At 60.6% G+C, this 20381-nt stretch carries 16 protein-coding genes; 4 read left to right on the top strand and 12 right to left on the bottom strand.

Going from position 1 to position 20381, the window contains the following annotated elements; translation table 11 throughout:
* From dgoD to B3605_RS07460, 6 genes are all read right to left on the bottom strand, one after another.
* Nucleotides 1–550 (bottom strand): galactonate dehydratase (dgoD, locus tag B3605_RS07485; protein WP_296433477.1); only part of this gene is annotated, 550 nt, incomplete at its 3' end.
* A 13-nt stretch (nt 551–563) separates the two neighbouring features.
* The gene (locus tag B3605_RS07480) at nt 564–2189 is read right to left on the bottom strand and encodes a GMC family oxidoreductase (protein WP_296433476.1); all 1626 of its coding nucleotides are present in this window, start codon (nt 2187–2189) and stop codon (nt 564–566) included.
* 24 nt (nt 2190–2213) lie between these two features.
* A complete protein-coding gene (locus B3605_RS07475) occupies nt 2214–3104 on the bottom strand; it encodes an aldose 1-epimerase (protein ID WP_296433475.1) in 891 nt (296 codons plus the stop codon).
* A 4-nt stretch (nt 3105–3108) separates the two neighbouring features.
* Nucleotides 3109–4110, bottom strand: a complete 1002-nt coding sequence (locus B3605_RS07470) for an ABC transporter permease (RefSeq protein WP_112536412.1) — start codon at nt 4108–4110, stop codon at nt 3109–3111.
* 12 nt (nt 4111–4122) lie between these two features.
* The gene (locus B3605_RS07465) at nt 4123–5649 is read right to left on the bottom strand and encodes a sugar ABC transporter ATP-binding protein (RefSeq protein ID WP_296433474.1); all 1527 of its coding nucleotides are present in this window, start codon (nt 5647–5649) and stop codon (nt 4123–4125) included.
* A gap of 74 nt (nt 5650–5723) precedes the next feature.
* Nucleotides 5724–6704: a substrate-binding domain-containing protein gene (locus B3605_RS07460; protein ID WP_018897696.1), complete on the bottom strand. Its 981-nt coding sequence runs from the start codon at nt 6702–6704 to the stop codon at nt 5724–5726.
* Nucleotides 6705–6963: 259 nt separating this feature from the next.
* Between B3605_RS07460 and B3605_RS07455 the strand changes: the two genes are divergently transcribed.
* Nucleotides 6964–7734 carry a FadR/GntR family transcriptional regulator gene (locus B3605_RS07455; protein ID WP_112941171.1) on the top strand — a complete coding sequence of 257 codons (771 nt, stop codon included), beginning with the start codon at nt 6964–6966 and terminating at the stop codon, nt 7732–7734.
* Between the two features lie 11 nt (nt 7735–7745).
* Here B3605_RS07455 and B3605_RS07450 read toward each other — a convergent pair whose 3' ends face one another.
* The 3 genes from B3605_RS07450 to B3605_RS07440 all read right to left on the bottom strand — a co-directional run bounded on the left by B3605_RS07450 (nt 7746) and on the right by B3605_RS07440 (nt 12602).
* Nucleotides 7746–9152, bottom strand: a complete 1407-nt coding sequence (locus tag B3605_RS07450) for an adenylate/guanylate cyclase domain-containing protein (protein ID WP_296433473.1) — start codon at nt 9150–9152, stop codon at nt 7746–7748.
* Between the two features lie 157 nt (nt 9153–9309).
* On the bottom strand, nt 9310–11388 hold the full coding sequence (locus B3605_RS07445; RefSeq protein WP_296433478.1) for a methyl-accepting chemotaxis protein: 2079 nt from the start codon (nt 11386–11388) through the stop codon (nt 9310–9312).
* A gap of 320 nt (nt 11389–11708) precedes the next feature.
* Nucleotides 11709–12602 carry a fructose bisphosphate aldolase gene (locus B3605_RS07440; RefSeq protein ID WP_113199746.1) on the bottom strand — a complete coding sequence of 298 codons (894 nt, stop codon included), beginning with the start codon at nt 12600–12602 and terminating at the stop codon, nt 11709–11711.
* A 194-nt stretch (nt 12603–12796) separates the two neighbouring features.
* On the opposite strand from B3605_RS07440, the gene B3605_RS07435 reads away from it, so the two are divergent.
* Nucleotides 12797–12988, top strand: coding sequence for a hypothetical protein (locus tag B3605_RS07435; RefSeq protein WP_112941167.1), 192 nt, complete (start codon nt 12797–12799; stop codon nt 12986–12988).
* Nucleotides 12989–13104: 116 nt separating this feature from the next.
* On the opposite strand, the gene katG is transcribed toward B3605_RS07435, so the two are convergent.
* Nucleotides 13105–15279: a catalase/peroxidase HPI gene (gene katG, locus B3605_RS07430; protein WP_296433471.1), complete on the bottom strand. Its 2175-nt coding sequence runs from the start codon at nt 15277–15279 to the stop codon at nt 13105–13107.
* 178 nt (nt 15280–15457) lie between these two features.
* Between katG and B3605_RS07425 the strand changes: the two genes are divergently transcribed.
* Complete coding sequence (locus B3605_RS07425) at nt 15458–16417, top strand: hydrogen peroxide-inducible genes activator (protein WP_112941165.1); 960 nt, start codon at nt 15458–15460, stop codon at nt 16415–16417.
* Between the two features lie 113 nt (nt 16418–16530).
* A complete protein-coding gene (locus tag B3605_RS07420) occupies nt 16531–17748 on the top strand; it encodes an SfnB family sulfur acquisition oxidoreductase (RefSeq protein WP_296433470.1) in 1218 nt (405 codons plus the stop codon).
* A 59-nt stretch (nt 17749–17807) separates the two neighbouring features.
* Here the strand turns inward: B3605_RS07420 and B3605_RS07415 are convergent, their stop codons facing one another.
* Both B3605_RS07415 and B3605_RS07410 read right to left on the bottom strand, forming a co-directional pair.
* Nucleotides 17808–19019, bottom strand: a complete 1212-nt coding sequence (locus B3605_RS07415) for an acyl-CoA dehydrogenase family protein (RefSeq protein ID WP_296433469.1) — start codon at nt 19017–19019, stop codon at nt 17808–17810.
* A gap of 62 nt (nt 19020–19081) precedes the next feature.
* The gene (locus B3605_RS07410; protein ID WP_296433468.1) at nt 19082–20128 is read right to left on the bottom strand and encodes a substrate-binding domain-containing protein; all 1047 of its coding nucleotides are present in this window, start codon (nt 20126–20128) and stop codon (nt 19082–19084) included.
* Between the last annotated feature and the right edge of the window lie 253 nt (nt 20129–20381).

The following is a 20381-nucleotide window of genomic DNA, read 5'->3' as shown; positions in this document are numbered from 1 at the left end:
AATCGACGCCGATGCCGACATTCGGCCCGATCGCCTCGCGGATCGTCGCGATCGTCGCAACGGCCTTGTCGATCTTCTCGTTGCTGTCGACGATTTGCATCTCCTCGCAGCCATTGAGCTTGATCGCCTTAAAGCCACGCGCGACCACATCCTTGGCATTGCGCGCGACGTCGGCCGGCCGGTCGCCGCCGATCCAGCTATAGACTTTGATCTTGTCACGCACCTGGCCGCCCAGCAGCGAGTGGATGGGCTGACCGAGCGCCTTGCCCTTGATATCCCACAGCGCCTGATCGATGCCCGAGATCGCGCTCATATGGACGGCGCCGCCGCGATAAAAGCCACCGCGATACATGACCGTCCAGTGATCCTCGATCAGGAACGGGTCCTTGCCGATCAGGTAGTCCTCGAGTTCGTGCACTGCCGCCTGGACGGTGAGCGCACGGCCTTCGACCACGGGTTCACCCCAGCCGACGATACCCTCATCGGTCTCGATCTTCAAAAACAGCCAGCGCGGCGGGACGATATAGGTCGTGAGCTTGGTGATCTTCATGGTCTTACTCGCTTTAGCTGAGAATGAGGTCGGCGGCTTTGCCGGCGGCGGCGAGAACGGCCGCGTTGGTATTGCCGCTGACAATGGTGGGCATCAAGGAAGCATCGACAACGCGCAGGCCGCGCGTGCCGCGGACCCGCAACTGCATGTCGAGCACGGCTTCCGGATCGCTGTCGGCACCCATCTTGCAGGTTCCGACAGGATGGTAGCCGGTCTTGACGGTGCGCTTGCAATGGGCAGCGATGCCCTCATCGCTGCTGACGTCGGGGCCGGGAAAGATTTCCTTGTCGATCAGTTCCTTCATTGGCGAGGCGTCGAGCACGGTGCGGGCAAAGCGGAAGCTTGCCATCGTCAGCCTGAGATCGTCGGGATGCGCGAAAATCTGCGTGTCGACGATCGGGTTGGCGAACGGGTCGCTCGAAGACAACGTGACCGAGCCACGTGCCTTGGGACGCAGCAGCAGCGAGTTGATCGTCACCCCGTCGCCCGGATCGGTGCCCATCACATCGCGATCGAGGTAGACGGTCGGCACGCAAAACATCTGGATGGTCGGCCGCTCGTTGTTGCCGTCAGGATCGTAAAAAGCACAGGTTTCGACGCCCGTGGTCGACACCGGGCCCGACTTGAACATCAGATATTGCAACCCGGCCTTGATCATCGGCCAGCCGCGATCCTGCCCGTAATAGCCGAACGATCCCTTCGTGGTCGCCACGACGGGGCACTCGTAGTGGTCCTGCAGGTTCTTGCCGACACCGGGCAGGGCGACGGTCGTCTTCAGACCATGACGCTTCAGCTCCTCTTCCGGCCCGATACCCGACAGCATCATCAGCTTTGGCGTCTGGTAGGCGCCGGCCGCCACGATGACTTCGCTTCCGGCTTGCGCGCGCTTCGGCGTACCCTTTTGCACATAGCGTACGCCGGTCACTCGGTCGCCGTCCATATCAAGCGAGGTGACGGTGGCGCCGGTTTCGATCGTTAGAAGCGGATCACTCATTACAGGCGCCAAAAAGGCGTCCACGGCGCTCGAGCGCTTGCGCGTCCTCCAGTCGATCGTGTGCTGCATGAAGCCGACGCCGAACTGGCGGGCGCCGTTGAAATCCGGATTGTAGGGAATGCCCATACCCTGCAGCGTCTTCACATAGGTCCGCGTCATCGGGCTGGTGTGGCCGAGATGCGAGATCTTCAGAGGACCGCCGACGCCGTGAAACTCGCCGGCGAGATGGTCATTGTCTTCCTGTGCCTTGAAGTACGGCAACAGGTCCCGATACGACCAGGCATCGTCGTTCGATCCCTCAGGCGTGGAAAGCTCGTTCCACAGATCGAAATCGGCCGCCTGGCCGCGCATGTAGACCATGGCATTAACAGCACTGCCGCCGCCCAGAACCTTGCCCTGCGGCACGATCGGTCCGCGCCCGTCAAGCTGCGGCTGCGGCTTGGTCTGGTGCATGGCGAGATAAGTGTCCTTGGCGAGGAACTTCATGTAGCCGGCGGGAAAATGCATGATCGGGTTCGCCTTGGCCGGCCCCCGCTCAAGCATGAGAACCCTGGCCTTCCCCTCTCGCACCAGTTTGGCCGCGACCACGCAGGCGGAGCTTCCGCCGCCAATGATGATGTAGTCGTAACGGTCTTTCGCGGACATTCACCAACTCCGGTCTTAGTATTCTCAAATTGCCTCGGGGCGCAGACGAACGCTGCCCGAGAGGCTTTCATGCGGCGCCAGCACCTTCAGATCGCCGAGATCAGCGAGGTGATGACCATCGGCCAGATGCGTCATCGGCTCGAAGCAGAAATAGTCGCGCTTGAAGCTCGGGTCGAAGCCGGTATCGGACACGAAAACGAAGGCGTGTTTAAAAAGGGGTTCGGCCTCAAGCCTCAACGCGGTCTGCCGCTCGGGCCAGGAAATCGTCGCCCTGCCGTCCCAGCCTTCGAAGCCGTTGTTGACCCAGCGATGTGGCAGCTCAGCCGGTTGTCTGAAGTCAAGATCGGTTGGGATATCCGTCCGCTCGCCCGGCAGCCAACCCTCGACCTCGGTCCAGAATTTCTGCGACCGCGCCTGAAGCGTCGTTTTCGGCGTCATCGGGAAATAAGGATGCCAGCCGAGACCGAAGGGCATGGCCCGGTCGCCACGATTTTCGACCGTCAGCGTCATCGTCAGGCCGGATGCGTCGAGTGCGAAGCGCTGGCTTGCGCGATAGACGTAAGGTGTTGAGCCGCCGCGATGGGCGAAACTCATCTCGACCATCTCATCGGTCTGCCGGTCGATCGTCCAATCGGCCTGCCAGCCCTCGCCGTGGAGATAATGCTTGTCCCATTCGGTGTTCGGCTCGAACCGATACTCCTCACCTTCGAATACGAAGCCGTTGTCGCGGACGCGGTTACCGAAAGGAACAAGCGGGTAGCAGGCGGAGGAAAGTGCGTCTGCCTCTGATGACGGCGCCGCGCGCAGCAAGGGCACGCTTTCGCCCTGCGTCTCCTTCCAGAAGCCCAGGACCAGGCCTCCCTTGGAAGAGACGCGAAGCGAAAGCGATCCGGATTTCAGATCGAGCACCGTCATCGCATCAGCCCTTGTTGCGCGACATGCTGCGCTTTATCGCCTGGATATTGGCGAGCACCGCGATGACGATGATGAGACCGCGCACGACCTGCTGGAAGAACGGATTGATGCCGAGCAGGACGAGGCCGTTGCCGATGAGCGTGATGACGAGAACGCCGAGCAGCGTGCCGAGCATCGAGCCGCGCCCGCCGGAGAGCGACGTGCCGCCGACGACAACGGCCGCGATGACGTCAAACTCGAGCCCGTTCGCCGCAGTGGCATTACCCGAGCCCAAGCGGGAAACGAGCAGGATGCCGGAGATGGCGGCCATCGCGCCGGCGATCGCAAACAGCGCCACGCGGATCTTCGAGACGCTGATGCCGCTCAAAAAAGCCGCATGCGCATTGCCGCCGATCGCGAAGACGGAGCGCCCGAAGGCGGTCTTGCGGCTAACGAAGGCGAAGATCGCGAAGAATACCAGCATGATGATGGCGGCCGGCGGAATGCCGAGAACGGAGCGGTCGAGCGCGTCGAGCGTATCGTTACGGCCGATCGAGACGGGAAGCGCGTCGGTCACAAACAATGCCGTTCCTCGAAGCGCGCTCCAGAGACCAAGCGTCGCGACGAAGGAGGGAACGTCGAAGTAAGCGCGCAGCGCGCCGGCAATCGAGCCAAGCAATGCGCCGATGACGATCGAAAGTGCAAATGCCACCGGCGTTGGCACGCCCCACTGTAGAAGGAAGGCAAGAACCACCGAGATGAACGCGACCATCGGCCCGACGCTGACATCGATCTCGCCGGCGATGATGATCAGGGTCGCTGCCCAGGCAGCGATGCCGATCGTGGCGGCGTCGCGCAGGATATTGATCTGGTTGTTGAAAGACAGGAAGCCATTGGCTGTCGATGTGAAGACCACATAAAGAACGACGATGGCGACGAAGAGGCTCAGCTCGTTCATGTGCTGGGAAAAGCTGAAGCCCGACTTCTTGCTTGATGATGCTGACGTTGCAGCCTGGTCGAGTGACATGGCGTCTCTCCCTCAATGTCCGGCGATGCAGGCAGCCATCAAGGCGTCCTGATCGATGTTTGGTGATTTGAATTCTTCGCCGAGCGTTCCGTCGCGCAAGACCAGCACGCGGTCGCAGACGAGCGGTAGCTCCTCGATCTCACTGGAGACGAAGATGACGCTGCGCCCTTCGGCAGCCAACTGTCGAATGATGGCATAGATTTGCGCCTTGGCTTCCACATCGACGCCCCTGGTCGGCTCATCAAGCAGCAGAACGCGGCTGTTGGCATAGACCCAGCGGCCGATGACGATCTTCTGCTGGTTACCACCAGACAGCGTGCCGATCGGCGTGTCAGTGCGCGCCGTCTTGACGTGCAGGCGTTCAATGACCTTGCGCGTCGCCTCGGCCATCATCTTCGCCGAAAGAATGCCGCTCCTGCTGACGCCGGAAAAGTTCGTCGCAAGCGTGTTTTCGTCGACGCCGAGAAGCGGGACGATACCCTCCTCCTTGCGGCTTTCCGGCGTGTAGCCGAAACCGCGCGACAGCATGCGCTTATAGTGACCGGGCCGGACTGACTTGCCGTCGACGAGCACCTCGCCTTGGTCCTGGCGCCGCACACCCATGATCGCCTGCAGCAGTTCGGTGCGGCCTGCGCCCAGCAACCCGGCGATGCCGAGAACCTCGCCGGCCTTCAGGTGAAACGAGACCGAATTCAGCTTCGGCGCCAGCGCGAGGTTGCGAACCTCAAGCAAGGTCTTTTCCTGGCTTCTGTTTTCCAGCGCCGCTGCCTGCGATCCTTCCGAGCCCAGCATGAGCCGGACGATCTCGCGCGTATCGGCACCCTTGACGTCAACAGTGTCGATGATGCGTCCGTCGCGCATGACGGTGGCCGAATGCGCGATCTGGCGGATTTCGTTCATGCGGTGGCTGACATAGATGACGGCGATGCCTTCGGAGGCGATGCGCGTCACGGCGGCCATGACCTTCTCGGCCTCGGCGGCGGCAAGCGAACTCGTCGGCTCGTCGAGAATGACGAGCTTCGGCTTTCCGAGGAGAACGCGGGCGATCTCAAGCAGCTGGCGTTCGGCCGGGCTCAGGCTTGCGACCAGCGTGTTGGGCGCGCGCTCTAGACCGAGCCGACCCATCGCCTCGCAGGCTTGCGCTTCCATCTCCGCGTACTGGATGACGCCGCCTTTTCGCGGCCAGCGTCCGAGAAACAAGTTTTCGGCGAGCGTCATGCCCGGAACAAGGCTCAGTTCCTGATAGACGACACGCACGCCCTTGTCGAAAGCATCCTGGGCGCGGCCGGAGCCGGCATGGCGCAACTCCTCGCCGTCAACCTCGACGGTGCCGCTGTCTGGAATTTCCGCGCCGGTCAACATCCGGATCAGCGTCGACTTACCAGCGCCATTCTTGCCGAGCAGCGCTCTAACCTCGCCGCCGGCCACCTGGAATGTCGCATTGTCAAGCGCGAGCACGCCGGGATAGCGGCGCGTGCATCCCTTGATGGATGCGATCGGGCGGTGAGCGAGGTTGGGCGCAAGTGATGTCTGTGTCATGAAACTTTCCACCGATGAAAGATGCCGCCAGTCGCCTGGCGGCCTCGATTGTCGTGAAACTCAGGCCCGAAGCCTCACGGAATGCCGTCGGCGTGTGCCTTCAGCCAAGCCTTGCCGTCTTCTGAAGACTTGTAAACGTCGATGTCGTAGGGAACCTTGATGTCGGCGGGCGCCTGGCCATCAACGGACTTGATCGCCTGGGCGAGCGCCAGTTTGCCGAGGCCCTGGCCCGAGATGTCGACGACGGCCTTGATGACCGTGAAGTCGGAGAGCTCCTGGGCGATCTCGGTCGTCATGTCGCCGCCGAAGACCACGACCTGGCCGGTCTTACCCTGGCTCTTGACGGCACGAGCCGCACCAAGGGTCGCACCGCCGGCTTCGCCGAAGAATGCATCGATGTCAGGGTTCGACGACAGCATGGTGCTGGCGACGGAGACAGCCTTGTCGAGGATCGCGCCTTCCTGGTTGGCGACGATCTGAGCACCCGGCACCTTGGCCTTCAGCGCTTCCTCGAAGCCCTTGCGGCGCGTCACGCAGACCTCGACGAATTCGCAGTTCAAAACCGCGATCTTCGGTGCGTCCTTTTTCTCGGCGATGAAGTAATCGGCGGCGGCTTCGCCAAGCTTGTGCCCGAAATCATAGGGGTCGCCGACGGCGTAAGCGGAGATGTACTCCTTCATGTCGGCGTCGTTGAGGCATGTATTGTAGCAGACGACGGGGATGCCCGCGTCATGAGCGCGACGGATGGCACGCGAGGAACCGTCGGCAGAAACCGGGGAAACGATGATCGCCTGAACGCCGGAGGAAATGAGCGAATCGATGAAAGACGATTCCTTGCTGGCGTCACCTTGCGCATTCGTCTCGATAACATCGAGCTTGCGGCCGGCTTCGTTGGCACCCGTTTGGATACCCTTGCGAACGCCGGCATAAAAGCCCTGAGCGTCCATGTAGATTGCACCGACCTTCAGGTCTTTGTCCTGTGCGAAGGCGGGCGATAGCCCCGCTGCGGCGAATGTTCCAAGTGCCAGCATTGTGGCGCGCGTAATGAGCTTCATCGCTCCCTCCCTTGAGATCAGATGGTGAGGAATGCGGACCCGCCCGCCTCCTCCAGCGCCACCAACCATATTCTTGGTCTTACCAATGTCAATATAAATACGATTTATTTTTCGTAAGATGTGTTTTTGGTGCGGTATCCTGTGCTAAACATATCCGCACGGAGCGCCGTTTCGCCTATAAATCGTATTTTTTGGTACGCACGCTTGACTGGTCTGGCGTCGGCAGCAAGCTGGAACTGAAAGAATCGGAGATAAATCTGTGGCGACAACGCAAACAGACAGGAAATTGACGGAAGGCGGAGTAGAGATCGCATCCCGCGGAAAGAGAAGTGTTCGCGAAACCCTGCTATCGCGTCTCGTCCATATGATCGTTGCGGGCGATTTCGCAGAAGGATCGACTTTGCCCAATGAGGCAGAATTGACCGAGAAATTCTCCGTCAGTCGCACGAGCCTGCGCGAATCCATGCAGTATCTGAGCGCGCTCGGCATGGTTCGCTCGCGCACTCGGGCTGGAACAATCGTGCTCCATCGAGAAAACTGGAACTACCTGGACCCGCTGGTTCTCGACGTGATGCTTTCAATCGGCGGGGACGAGGCGTTTTACACCTCTCTGATCGATGCGCGCCAGTTGCTCGAGCCGGCCGCTGCCGCCCAAGCGGCAGCCAAGGCCACTGCCAAGCAGCTCGCCCGGATCGCTCAGGCATTCGAGGACATGGTCGATGCGAATGCGCGCGATAACGAGGAGTGGAGCAGGGCCGACCTCGAGTTTCACACGGCGATCATCAACGCCAGCGGCAACTGGGTCTATCGTCAATTCGCCAGCGCAATCCGCGCGGCGTTGCTTGCCAGTTTCCGGCTGACGAACCGCGCCAGCCAGTCTCACGAGCAGGCCATCCAGAAGCACCAGGATGTGCTCGAGGCGATCCGCATGCGCAATCCTGACAATGCACGCCGCGCAATGGAAACACTGATCGGGGTCGCGCGCGCCGAAATTACCGAGGCCCTGAAGCGCCCTTCCGCAACAGGATAAGCGGTCGGCGATCACGACAGCGCGAAAATCTTGACCTCGCGGCCGATGCCCTGCAGCGCGGCCATGCGCGACACCGAATGAACGCTGCGCTCCCGCAGCATCTCCGAGACACGGCTGTCGTGCACCACCGCCTCCGTTGTCATGATGACATTCGGATCGGCGAGACCTTGGACGCGTGAGGCGATGTTGACCGTCTGGCCGAAGTAATCCTGGCGATCGTTCAAATTGACCGCGAGGCACGAGCCCTCATGGATGCCGATCTTCAAGAGAAGATCGTCGGCACCGTGCTCGGCGTTCAGGCGCAACATGGCCTTTCGCATCCGCAAGGCCGCCGCCACCGCACGGTCGGGCGTCGGAAAGCTCGCCATCACGGCATCGCCTATCGTCTTGACCACCGCGCCCGTTTCGGACGCGACAATCTCGTTGAGAACGCGAAAATGCGATCGGACGAGATCGAATGCCGCAATGTCGCCGACGCGCTCGTAAAGTGCTGTCGATCCTCTGAGGTCGGTAAACAGAAAGGTGAGGCTGGTGATCTTCAGGCGCTGATCGACGTCGAGCGTGTCGGTTCGGTATATGTCGCGAAAGCTCTGGTTCGTCAGCAAACGCTTGGCCGTGAGAAACGGCCGCCTGCGTCCCAACAGATCATGTAGCTCATCGCCGGCGACACAGACATTCGGCACCACTCTACGGTCGGTGTGGTTTTCAAGCGCGAGCCGGAGCAGACCGGGACGCAGCGTGACGGTCTCGTTGAGCGCATGGCTTTGGGTAATGACCATCGAGAGCGACTGACGCTCGCTGGTGGGATCGCCCTTTACATCTATGAACTGCGCCGAGTGCGTGACAGCGTCGAAGATGATGACGAACTGGGCCGGCAACTGAAACGAGACGAAGGCTTTTTCGCCCGGAGACAGGTCGATCATCTCCAATTGAATGGGCGCGAACTTTTCTTCGAGATTATCAGGCAGATCGACACCGGAGCTGAAGAACATCTGCCGATAATATTCCAGAGGCGGCAAAAGATCGGGATCATGGGCCGCGATGCGGCGCACTCGTGGGTTCACAGTGAACGTCACCTCGACCATCTCATCAAGCGTCGGCTCATAACCCGCGGCACAAAGCCCGCAATGATAGATATCATGGACAACACCCTTGAGGCTTGCCCCTGTATCGAGCACCCCGCCGCAGCCCGGACAAAGTACATTCCACGTCATGTCGAAAATGCCGAGCCGAGCCGCATGCAAAAATGCTGCGATTGTGCGCTCCTCGCTAAGTTGGTGCCTGCAAGCAAAGGCGAGCACGTTGATACGATTGAGATCGCGATCGACGCCATCGGCGACAGCGGCCTCGATCAATGCGACAGCCTCTGCGTCAGCCGTCTGTCGCAGGGCGCCAAATAGGGTCTCGGCATCGCTCATGTGACCATTCCATCTGGACAATCGACAGCGGACATCACCAAGATAACCATTATATCACGCCGATGCGAAGAATACATCGGGGCGCGTGAGCGCGTATGAGGCGTTGGTTCGAGCCCACCTCTGCTTGCGATCAGAGCCAGGAGCAATCCGGCGTAGATTAACGCCGGCCGCCGACCAATCGCAGGGCCGTCGAGGGCTCGTTTCGGTCATCGACGGTGACCTTGAATACCGAGACGAGTTCGCGCAGCCGGTTGGCTTGGCCGGCAAGCACAGCGGACGCAGCATTGCTCTCCTCCACCATGGCGGCGTTCTGCTGGGTGTCCTGATCCATGCCGTTCATCGCCGTGTTGATCTCGACCAAACCGATACTCTGTTCGCGCGAGGACAGGGCGATTGCTTCCATATGCTGGTTGATGGCGACGACGTGCCTGCCGATGCCGTGAAGCGCCTCGCCCGTGTCCCTGACGGCGCGCACGCCCTCTTCGACTTCAAGCGTGGAGCCGTCGATCAGAGCCTTGATCTCCTTGGCGGCGTTGGCGGATCGCTGCGCCAGTTCGCGAACCTCGTGTGCCACGACAGCGAACCCCCGTCCGGCCTCGCCGGCACGAGCCGCCTCGACGCCGGCGTTGAGCGCCAGCAGGTTGGTCTGGAAAGCGATCTGGTCGATAGTCGCGATGATGCTTGCGATCCGCTTCGACGACCCTTCGATCCGCTCCATCACGGAGACCGCCTCATCGACAAGGACGGCCCCCTTCGACGCGCTGTCATTGGCCGCACGCGCGACCTGTTGGGCATCCTCAACACGTTTCGTCGCATTCGAGACATTGGCCGTTATCTCGTCGAGTGCTGCGGCGGTTTGCTCAAGCGAGGCCGCCTGGCGCTCCGTGCGTTGCGCCAACTGGTTTGCGCCGCTGCTGATTTCCTGGGTGCCGTTGTCGATAGAATGGCTGGACTGCATGATCTCGCCCATCACCTCGGCCAGCTGTCTCAACGTCGCATTCAGATCGCCTCGCAGGCTCTCAAAATCCGGTGCGAATGGTTCGACAAGCTGGAAGGAGAGGTCGCCGGACGCCAGTCGCTTGAGGCCAGCACCAAGATCGCCGGTTGCCTGCAGCAGTCGTTCGCGTGCGAGCGCTTCGGCCTGCTCTTGCATCTGGACGCGGCTAGCCTCCGCATCCCGGCGCGCCGCGACGGCCTCTGCCTCGAGTGCGGCGGCAGCGATCGCCTGCTGCCGGAACACATCGAGCGCCTTCGCCATGGCACCCACTTCGTCGCGCCTTGCGGCACCCGGCGCAGTCTGCTGCGTGTCTCCGTCGGCCAGCCGACGCATCGCCGCCGTAATCATCAGGATCGGCGCGCTGATCGAGCGACCGATCAGCCATACGCTGAACAGGATGAGGCCGATCGCAACAGCGATCAACGCGATTACGAGCGTGATGTTGCGTTGCCCGACGCGATCATTCTGCGCCAGCGTCGCGGTCTGCGCCGCTGCGTAGCTTTCGATGATGTCAGAAAGCACCGGCTGCACCGCTGAATAAGCAGCGCTAACCGCGTCTCGCGCGGAGGCCTCCTCAAGCGTCGCCTTGCCATAAAGCCGGAACGCATTCTGGTAGACCGCGAGCGCTTCGGCGGCGCGCATGCGCTGTGCGCCGGGCCGGAACGCCTTCTTCATCAATTCGGTAAACGTCGCGACTTCGGCGGTGTGCTTGGCAAGGTAATCCGGATTTCGGCGCAGAATGAAATCCTTCTCGTGTCGCCGCATCATCAACATGCTGGCCTTCAGCTCGGCATCCGCCACGCCTTCGAGCTGGCCTTCGATCGAGTGCACAGCCTCGCGCATGGCGCCTTCGAGACCCTGGGACTGATCAAGTCCCAATTCCTTGTCCTTTGCCACGAGTGCCGAAAACGTGCCGGCATAGGCGCGCAGCGCGCCACTCAAAGCCTCAAGCTTGGCGGCCTGATCGGGCTGCGCATCACCCTTCAGCCGATCAATCACCGAGTTGGCCCTTTGGAGGGCTTTGTCGAAATCTTCGATTGTGCCGAGCTGCCGCGTAAGAAGGAATTCCTTTTCCCATAGCAGGGTACCGCGAATATCGTCCCGCGCGGTTGCGACATCACGTTGCTGCCTTGCCAAACCGTCGGCGGTCTGGCGATAGCGGGCTTCGACTTGTCGCTGACCGATGAAGATGGCGGAAATCGCGACAATCCCGATCAGGGCGACCAAGGCAAGCAGCATCACGCGATAGGAAATTTTCAAGTTTGAGAGAAAGGTCACGACACACCCCCGGCAATTTTGTCGGGCGCTTACATCATCTGTGACGTTAAGCATTCACAAACCGGGGATGAAACTTTCGTGATTTTGCGAAGAAAATAACCTTGGCGCGCGCAGCCTTTTAGCCACTCAACTTTGGATGCTTGGGTAAGCGAGATGACAACTCATAAGCCGCGCCAGATAGGGAGAGGGTCGGACGTTCGATCGAATGGAAAGCAATCCCCAGTGGATCGAACGCCCTTATTCCTGACCATCAGACAATCGAAATCATGGCCGCCTCGACCTCACTTCACGGCACTTGCCGCATAGATCTGATCGATAGCCTCCTGCATACAGCGATCGAATTCAGCGTCGCTCATCGTGACACGCAAATCCTCCGCCAGCGCTCTTGAGAAACTTGCGATCATACCGTGGTTCTGGCTCAGCTTTTCGCAAGCCTCGGCCCGGCTGTAGCCACCTGACAAGGCGACAACGCGGATGACCGACTTGTGGTCGACAAGCGGCTTGTAAAAGTCGTCGACGCTTGGCAGCGTAAGCTTGAGCATGACCTTCTGATCCGCCGGCAGGGCGTCAAGTTCGCGCAGGATTTCTTCGCGCAGGATCACCTCCGCCTCGCGCTTGGTCGGGCTCTTGATCGAGACCTCAGGCTCGATGATCGGAACGAGGCCGTGGCCAATGATGCGCTGCCCCACGGTGAACTGCTGGTGCACGACGGCGGCGATACCGGCCCGGTTGGCTTGGGCTATCACGGAGCGCATCTTGGTGCCGAAGATACCCTTCTTGACGGCGCGCTCCAGCAAACCGTCGAGTTCCGGCATTGGCTTCATGACCTGAACGCCATTGACTTCGGCTGCCAGCCCCTTATCGACTTTTAAAAACGGGACGACACCACGGTCTTCCCAGAGGAACGCGGGAACAGGCTTGCCCTTGGCGTCACCGTCCATGGTTCTCTCGAAGAGAATGGTGCCGATCACCTTGTCGCCCGAGAATGCCGGCGCCGTCATGATACGAACGCGCATCTCGTGGACCAGGCGAAACATCTCATCTTCACTGCCGTAGTCGGTATCCGCAATGCCGTAGAGGCGCAGAGCGCCCGGCGTCGATCCGCCGCTCTGATCGAGAGCAGCGATAAAACCCGCCTTTTCAGCCATCTGGGACATCATTCTTGCATCTGGCATTATTTCCTCCCTGCTGCATTTCGCACGTCTCGGAAGACGACCTCCGACCAGGCTGAGCAACCCGGTGCAAAAGCAACGTCTCATATTCCTAAGCAAACGGCCACCTCCTTGTGTCGACGCTTTCTGCGGCCGCATGGAACAAGGCTCGTTGCCGGTCATTAACGTGCGAGGTATCGCGAAAGGAGACCGAGACGATGGCCAAGGACGTCACAAACCGCCGGGCGAAAGAGCATGTGGACGAGGATCAGAATGGTGTGATCGTTGCTGGACCTGAAGCCCATGCACGCGAGCATGCAGGCACAGATCCCGCTCACAAGGCATCGCCGAGCAAGGACAAAAGCACCGCCAAATCGGCGGTGCAGCCAGCCAGTGGTGGCAAAGGCTAACGGGCAGCTCTACGTCGATAGACACGACGATATCCGCCCCACGAAACGGAAAACCTCCCCGCATGAAGCCGCAAGCGGGGAGGTTCTTTTCGAGGTCTGCGAGTAGACCCTGCGCCTTAGGCGGTCAGATCAAAGCGGTCAGCGTTCATCACCTTCGTCCAGGCAGCAACGAAGTCCTTCACGAACTTCTCCTTGCTGTCGTCCTGGGCGTAGACTTCGGCATAGGCGCGCAGCACCGAGTTCGAACCGAAGACGAGATCGGCGCGGGTCGCGGTAAAGCGCACGGCACCGGTCTTGCGATCACGGATTTCGTACGAGTTGCGGCCGGTCGGGACCCAGGAATAGTCCATGTCCGTCAGCGTGACGAAGAAATCCGTGGTGAGCGCACCGACCTTCGATGTGAAGACGCCATGGTTGCTGCCGCCGTGGTTTGCGCCGATGACGCGCAGGCCACCGACGAGAGCCGTCATCTCTGGCGCGGTCAGCCCCATCAACTGGGCGCGGTCGAGGAGCAGTTCCTCGGCGCTGACCACATAGTGCTCCTTCTGCCAGTTGCGGAAACCGTCAGCGACCGGCTCAAGCGGCGCAAAGCTCTCGGCATCAGTCTGCTCTGCAGTGGCGTCGCCACGACCGGCGGCGAACGGCACTTGGATATCGAACCCTGCAGCCTTGGCTGCCTGTTCGACACCGTAGTTACCGGCAAGAACGATCACATCGGCAACCGAAGCGCCGCTTGCGGCAGCGATCGGCTCCAGCACGGCCAGAACACGGGCGAGGCGTTCAGGCTCGTTGCCGGCCCAATCCTTCTGCGGCGCCAGCCGAATGCGGGCGCCGTTGGCCCCACCGCGGTTGTCCGAACCACGGAAGGTACGGGCACTGTCCCATGCCGTGCTGACGAGGTCGGCGACGGAGAGGCCGGATGCGGCGATCTTCGCCTTGACGGCTGAGACGTCGTAGCTCGTGCTGCCTGTCGGGATCGGGTCCTGCCAAAGCAAGTCTTCCGCCGGAACATCCGGGCCGATGTAGCGCGCCTTCGGGCCCATGTCGCGGTGGGTCAGCTTGAACCATGCGCGAGCGAAGGCATCCGAGAATGCGGAGAAATCGTCGCGGAAGCGCAGCGATATCTCACGGTAGATCGGGTCGACCCGAAGTGCCATGTCGGCGTCCGTCATCATCGGGTTCAGGCGGATGCTCGGGTCTTCCACGTCGACCGGCTTGTCGGCGTCGGCGATCGAGATCGGCTCCCACTGGGTGGCGCCCGCCGGGCTTTTCACCAAATGCCATTCATGCTTGAAGAGCATTTCGAAGAAGCCGTTGTCCCACTTCGTCGGCTCGGTGGTCCATGCCCCCTCGATGCCCGACACCACGGTATTGCGGCCGATGCCGCGACCCTTGGTGTTCAACCATCCGAGACCCTGGGATTCCGGACCTGCCGCTTCAGGATCGGCGCTGAGATCGGCGGGGTTGCCGTTGCCGTGGCTCTTGCCGATGGTGTGACCGCCGGCAGTCAGCGCCACGGTCTCTTCGTCATCCATGCCCATGCGGGCAAAAGTTTCGCGCATCTGCGCGGCAGTGGCGAGCGGGTCGGACTTGCCGTTGACGCCCTCGGGGTTGACGTAGATCAGACCCATCTGGACGGCTGCCAGCGGGTTCGAAAGCGTGGCCGGCTTGGCGACATCGCCGTAGCGGCCGTCGCTCGGTGCGAGCCACTCCTGCTCGTCACCCCAGTAAACGTCCTTTTCCGGTTGCCAGATATCTTCGCGGCCGAAGCCGAAACCGAAGGTCTTCAAGCCGGCGACGTCATAGGCGATCGTGCCCGCGAGCGCGATCAGGTCGGCCCAGGAAATCCGGTTGCCGTACTTCTTCTTGATCGGCCAGAGAAGGCGGCGGCCCTTGTCGGTATTGACGTTGTCCGGCCACGAATTCAGCGGAGCGAACCTCTGGTTGCCGGTGTTGGCGCCGCCGCGGCCGTCTGCCGCACGATAGGAGCCGGCCGCGTGCCAGGTGACGCGGGCCATCATGCCGACATAGCTGCCCCAGTCGGCCGGCCACCATTCCTGGCTTTCGGTCATCAGTGCGCGCAGATCGCTCTTCAGCGCCTCGACGTCGAGGTTCTTCAGCTCTTCGCGATAATTGAAATCCTTGCCGAGTGGATTGGTCTTGGTGTCGTGCTGGCTCAGAATGTCCAGGTTCAGCGCGTTCGGCCACCACTGCGTGACGGATTTGCCAAGCGCCGTATTGCCGCCGTGCATGACCGGACACTTGCCGGCCGATGGTGTCTTTGTGTCCACGTTCACTCTCCCTAAAATTCGAACTCGGGTTGGCGTCGCGTGCCAAGTGTTCCTTGCGCAAGAAATGCTGCGCGGGGTCAACGAACCAGCTGTCTGGCTCAAGTCCCGAAAAAGGAATTAAGGGACCCGGTCGATAAATTCCAATTGTATATTCTGAACGCGCTGATAGGTTTTGGTTATGATTGGCTTATCCATGAAGCACCTGCGTTATTTCGAGGCCCTAGCACGGCTGGGGCACTTTGGCCGCGCTGCCGATGCCTGTGCGATTTCGCAGCCGGCGCTATCCGTGCAAATCCGCGAACTCGAGGCGTTGATCGGCGCTCCTTTGGTGGAGCGCGGTGGCCGGCAGATCCGTCTTACCAGTCTCGGCGAGGAGTTTGCGGAGCGCGTACGCGCCATACTGCGTTCGGTCGACGATCTTGCCGATCTGGCGCGCGCCACGCAGACGACGCTTTCGGGCCGGCTTCGCATCGGCGTCATTCCGACGATCGCCCCCTATCTACTGCCCGATGTGATCAAGACGCTCACCCAGCGCTATCCGGGGCTTGATCCACGCCCGCGCGAGGCGGTGACCCAGCGGTTGATCGAGGACCTGCACGAGGCGAGATTGGACGCAGCAATCGTTGCCCTTCCCGTATCAGAGACGACGCTTGAGGAGGTTCCGCTTTTCAACGAGGAGTTCGTTCTCGTCCGGCCTATCGAGGACGCAGGCAAACCCGTGCCGAGTTCGGAGATGCTGCATGAGATGCGTCTCCTCTTGTTGGAGGAAGGACATTGTTTCCGCGAGCAAGCGCTCTCCTTCTGCAACATCGCCGCCGCGCCGCCGCGCGAACTCATGGAAGGGAGCTCGCTGACCACGCTGGTGCAAATGGTCGGCGCCGGCATCGGAGTGACATTGCTGCCGCAGATGGCGGTGCGAACGGAGACACGCTCGGCGGATGTGAGTGTGTTTCGCCTGCTGGAGCCCCGTCCTTTCCGCACGATCGGCATGGTCTGGCGCAAGACCAATCCTCTGGCCTCTCAGTTCGGCGCAATCGCAGAAATTGTTCGTGACGCCGGCAACCGAAAGGCGTGGGAACTTGGTGAGCTCCCCGGCGTGCGCGAACAACCACCCTTTGGCCTTACTGTCGCCGGTTGAGATGCCATGTGCAGCGCAAAGACATTTCATTGGTCCATTAGTTTATAGATTTAATATTCTTCTTTTTGATCGAGACATCTTGCACCCCTATCTCCTCAGCTTTGGAGAGAGAGATGGACAAGATACCACATCAGATAAACGCAATTGGGGGCGCGACGGCGCATCTGGCCAGCGAAGAAGAAGCGATCTCGGCCGCGCGGACGCTGGCGGATCGCTTCAAAACCGAAGCTTCCCTGCGCGACCAGGAGCGCTTGCTTCCTCACCATGAGCTGGATGCCTTATCACGCGCGGGTCTTCTGGCGATTACTGTTCCTCACGAATACGGAGGAATAGATGTCTCAAACAGCGTTCTTGCCGAGGTGACCGCCATTCTCGCCGAGGCAGACGCATCGATCGGCCAGATCCCCCAGAACCATTTCTATATTCTCGAAGCGCTTCGAACGGACGGCACGGAAGAACAGAAACGCTTCTTTTTCGCACGCGCACTTTCCGGCGACCGGTTCGGCAACGCGCTGTCGGAGCGTGGCACGAAAACCGTTGGAGACTACAATACCCGAATTGTCCGTGATGGGCTCGGTTATCGCATCAATGGCCGAAAGTTCTACTCGACCGGCGTCATATTTGCCGACTGGATCACGGTCTTCGCATTGAACGAGAACGATCAACTGACCATGTCTTTCGTCCAGAAAGGAAGCGAGGGTGTGGAAATCCTTGATGATTGGGATGGTTTTGGACAACGGACGACCGGCAGCGGTACGACGTTGCTTGATAATGTTTACGTCCCGGCCGATGCTGTCGTGCACCATCATAAAGGTTTCGAGCGTCCAACGACGATCGGTTCGGTGGGGCAGATCATCCATGCGGGGATTGATCTCGGCATTGCGCGCGCAGCCTTCTCAGAAATGGTCGATTTCGTGAAGACCCGATCGCGGCCATGGACCAACAGCGGTGTTGAAAGAGCATCAGATGATCCTTTGACCATCGCCAAGGCCGGGGAACTTGCGATCAGGCTGGAAGCGGCCTCCGCCCTGGTCGAACGTGCCGGCAACAAGGTCGACATTGCACAGATCGATACGACCGAAGAAAACGTCGTTGCTGCGACACTCGCTGTTGCAGCGGCGAAAGTCCTGACATCGGAAATCGCATTAGACGCCTCCAACGCGCTCTTCGAACTCGCAGGCACGGCCTCCACGAGCACAGGTCTCAACCTCGACCGCCACTGGCGCAATGCACGGACCCACACGCTGCACGATCCGGTGCGCTGGAAATACCATGTTGTCGGCAACTATCATCTCAACGGGGCGTTACCGCCGCGAAGCGGAGCCCTTTGACCGACGCAGGTAGCCCTGCCGCAAGCGACGGGGCTACCGAGGGTCGGGAGGACCACTGTTTAACTATAGAGGCTGACTTCGGGGATCTTGTCGTTGAGAACGAACTCACCGACTTCCTTGGCCTTGTAGAAAACGGGATCATGCAGCGTGTGCGTTCTGACATTTCTCCAGTAACGGTCGAAACGATAGGATTCAGCCGTCGAACGGGCGCCGGTCAGCTCAAAGACGCGGGATGTGATGTCGAGTGACACATTTGTGGCGTGAACCTTGGCGGCATAGGCTTCAGCGGCCACTTCCCCGCGCTCGCGCGCCGTGACATCAGCACCACGAGACAGCGCCGCCTGAACCGCGCCGGCCGCCTGATCCGCCAATGCAGCGGCCGCCTTCACTGAAGCAGTAAACTCTCCGACACGCTCAAGGATATAGGGATCGTCCTGTGCTCTGGCGACGCCCGATGTGACCCAAGGGCGTGTGGTCGTCCTGACATAGTCGACTGCTTGCGCAAGAGCGCCTTCGGCGCTGCCGAGGTAGAAATTCACGAAAACAAGCTGGATCAGCGGTGTGTTGAAGCTCGCACGCACCGGGGGGGCTGCTCCCGCCTCGGCTGGTACCCCAATAAAATCCTCCTCGTAAACGGGGAAGTCCCGGAATTCGACGCTGCCGCTGTCGGAAAGTCGCTGTCCGATATTGTCCCAGTCGTCGTTGGCGATATAGCCCGGCCGATTGGTAGGAACCGCAAAACTCGCGATCTTTCCGTCCAGCGTGGCATTGGCGTTGATGTAGTCGGATATCCGCGCCGCGGTGGAGAAGGACTTGCGGCCGTTCAACACATAACCGTTGCCGCGTCGCGTCAGCGTGAGGCCCGGATCGCGAGGGTTGACGGCAGCACCCCAGTAAAGTCCCTTGGCTACTGTTTCAGTGCCAAGTGCATTGGCACGACCTGCGTCGTCGATCGCCCAGTAGATGTACTGGCTGTTGACGAAGTGATAGCCGAGCAGCTGCCCGATCGAGCTTTCTCCACGGGCGAGAATGCGCACGAGCTTCAAACCGTCGACCCAGTCAAGGCCGCCCCCACCTATCGCTTGAGCGTGCAGCGCGTTAAGCAGCCCGGCATTCTTGAGCTTGACGATCTCATTGAGCGGCGGGCGGCCGTCACGGTCGAGTTCGGCGCCTCGGCTCGCGAGGTCAGCTGAAATCTCCTCCGCGCGCGCGAAAAGCTCGGTCCTTGTCGTGTCTCGCGCGGCGACATGAATGACATTGGATTGGCTCATCGAAAACTCCCATTGAAAATAGAGCGGTCCGGCAGGCGAGCTGCCGGACTGGCGTGCCTGCGTCAGAAAAGCTTTGCCGGGATCCAGGGAGCGGTCACCACGTCGCTGGTGTTGAACTCGGGCAGCTTCTTCGCCAGATCCTCGATCGTCTTGACGTTGGCCGACCGCAGCGCCGCCTGCGTCAACAGGGTCGGCTTCACGGTGATATTGTGGGGAACGTCTTCACCGGCGATCTGCAGGGCCGCCGCGCGAACGGATACGGCGCCGACAACAGCAGGATTGGTCGCGACGGTCGCCACCCAGGGGCTTCCCTCCTCGGTGATCTCCTGAATATCGGCGGTGGAAACATCGGCCGAATAGATCTTCAGCTTGGATGCGATGCCGAGATCATTGGCCGCCAGCTTCACCCCGCGCGCAAACTCGTCATAAGGCGCAAAGACCACGCTGATGTCGGGATTGGCCGTCAGTGCCGCCTTCGCCTGGTCCGCCGTCGATGTCGCGGTCGTGTCGCTCACATTGCCGAAGCGCGCCTTCTCGACAACGCCCTTGTTGTCAGCCTTGAATTTCTCCCAGACCTCGTTGCGGCGGTCGAGCGGCGCAAAGCCGGCGACATAGACATAGCCGGCGTTGAAGCTCGTGCCATTTTCCTTCACCGCCTGTTCGAGCGCCTGCTTGGCAAGCTCATGATCGCTCTGCTCGACCTGCGGTATCTTGGGGTTGTTCAGATTGACGTCGAAAGCGACAACCTTCACGCCCCTGTCGAGCGCCTGCTGCACGACGTCACCAAGCGATTCCGGCAAGCCGTGGTCAACGACGATCCCTTGAACGCCGAGATTGACGGCCTGCAGGACCTGCTCGCGCTGTTCGGCGGCGTTCTGGCGGCCGGGGAAGACGCGCAGGTCGATGCCGAGCGCCTTCGCCTGCGCTTGTGCGCCAGCCTGATAGGCCTGGAAGAAGTCGCCTGCCGAGATGTAGCTGATCAGGGCAAGCTTGACGCCGCCCTTGTCGAATGGCGCCGGCGCGCCAGCCAACCCTTCGGCGTGAGCACCACTCAAGGCGACGAATGAGATCGCGGCGGCAGAAAGCGCCAGGCGGCTGAAGGTCTTCATGATGCGCTCCTAAAAAGATCCAATTTATCCGCGGCTTTTCTCCCGCATTTTCATTAGCGTATATTTTCTACGTTTTTAGTAGACAAATTGCTCCGATATTTCTGCTGAACGGGAAAAACTTTGTGCGATTTGGGTGTGGGGCGGGAAACACTTTGCCTGTCGCGACACCGGGTTCCGGTGCAACTTGGCGTCAATGAAACCGGGTTTTTGAGGGCCGCTCAAGACGAAGTAGCGCGCGTAAAATACATTCGAA

This window comes from Rhizobium sp. UBA1881, from assembly GCF_002338015.1.
Taxonomy (GTDB): Bacteria; Pseudomonadota; Alphaproteobacteria; order Rhizobiales; family Rhizobiaceae; genus Rhizobium.
The sequence above is the reverse complement of the archived record's forward strand: the minus strand, read 5'-3'. Positions and strand labels throughout refer to the sequence as shown.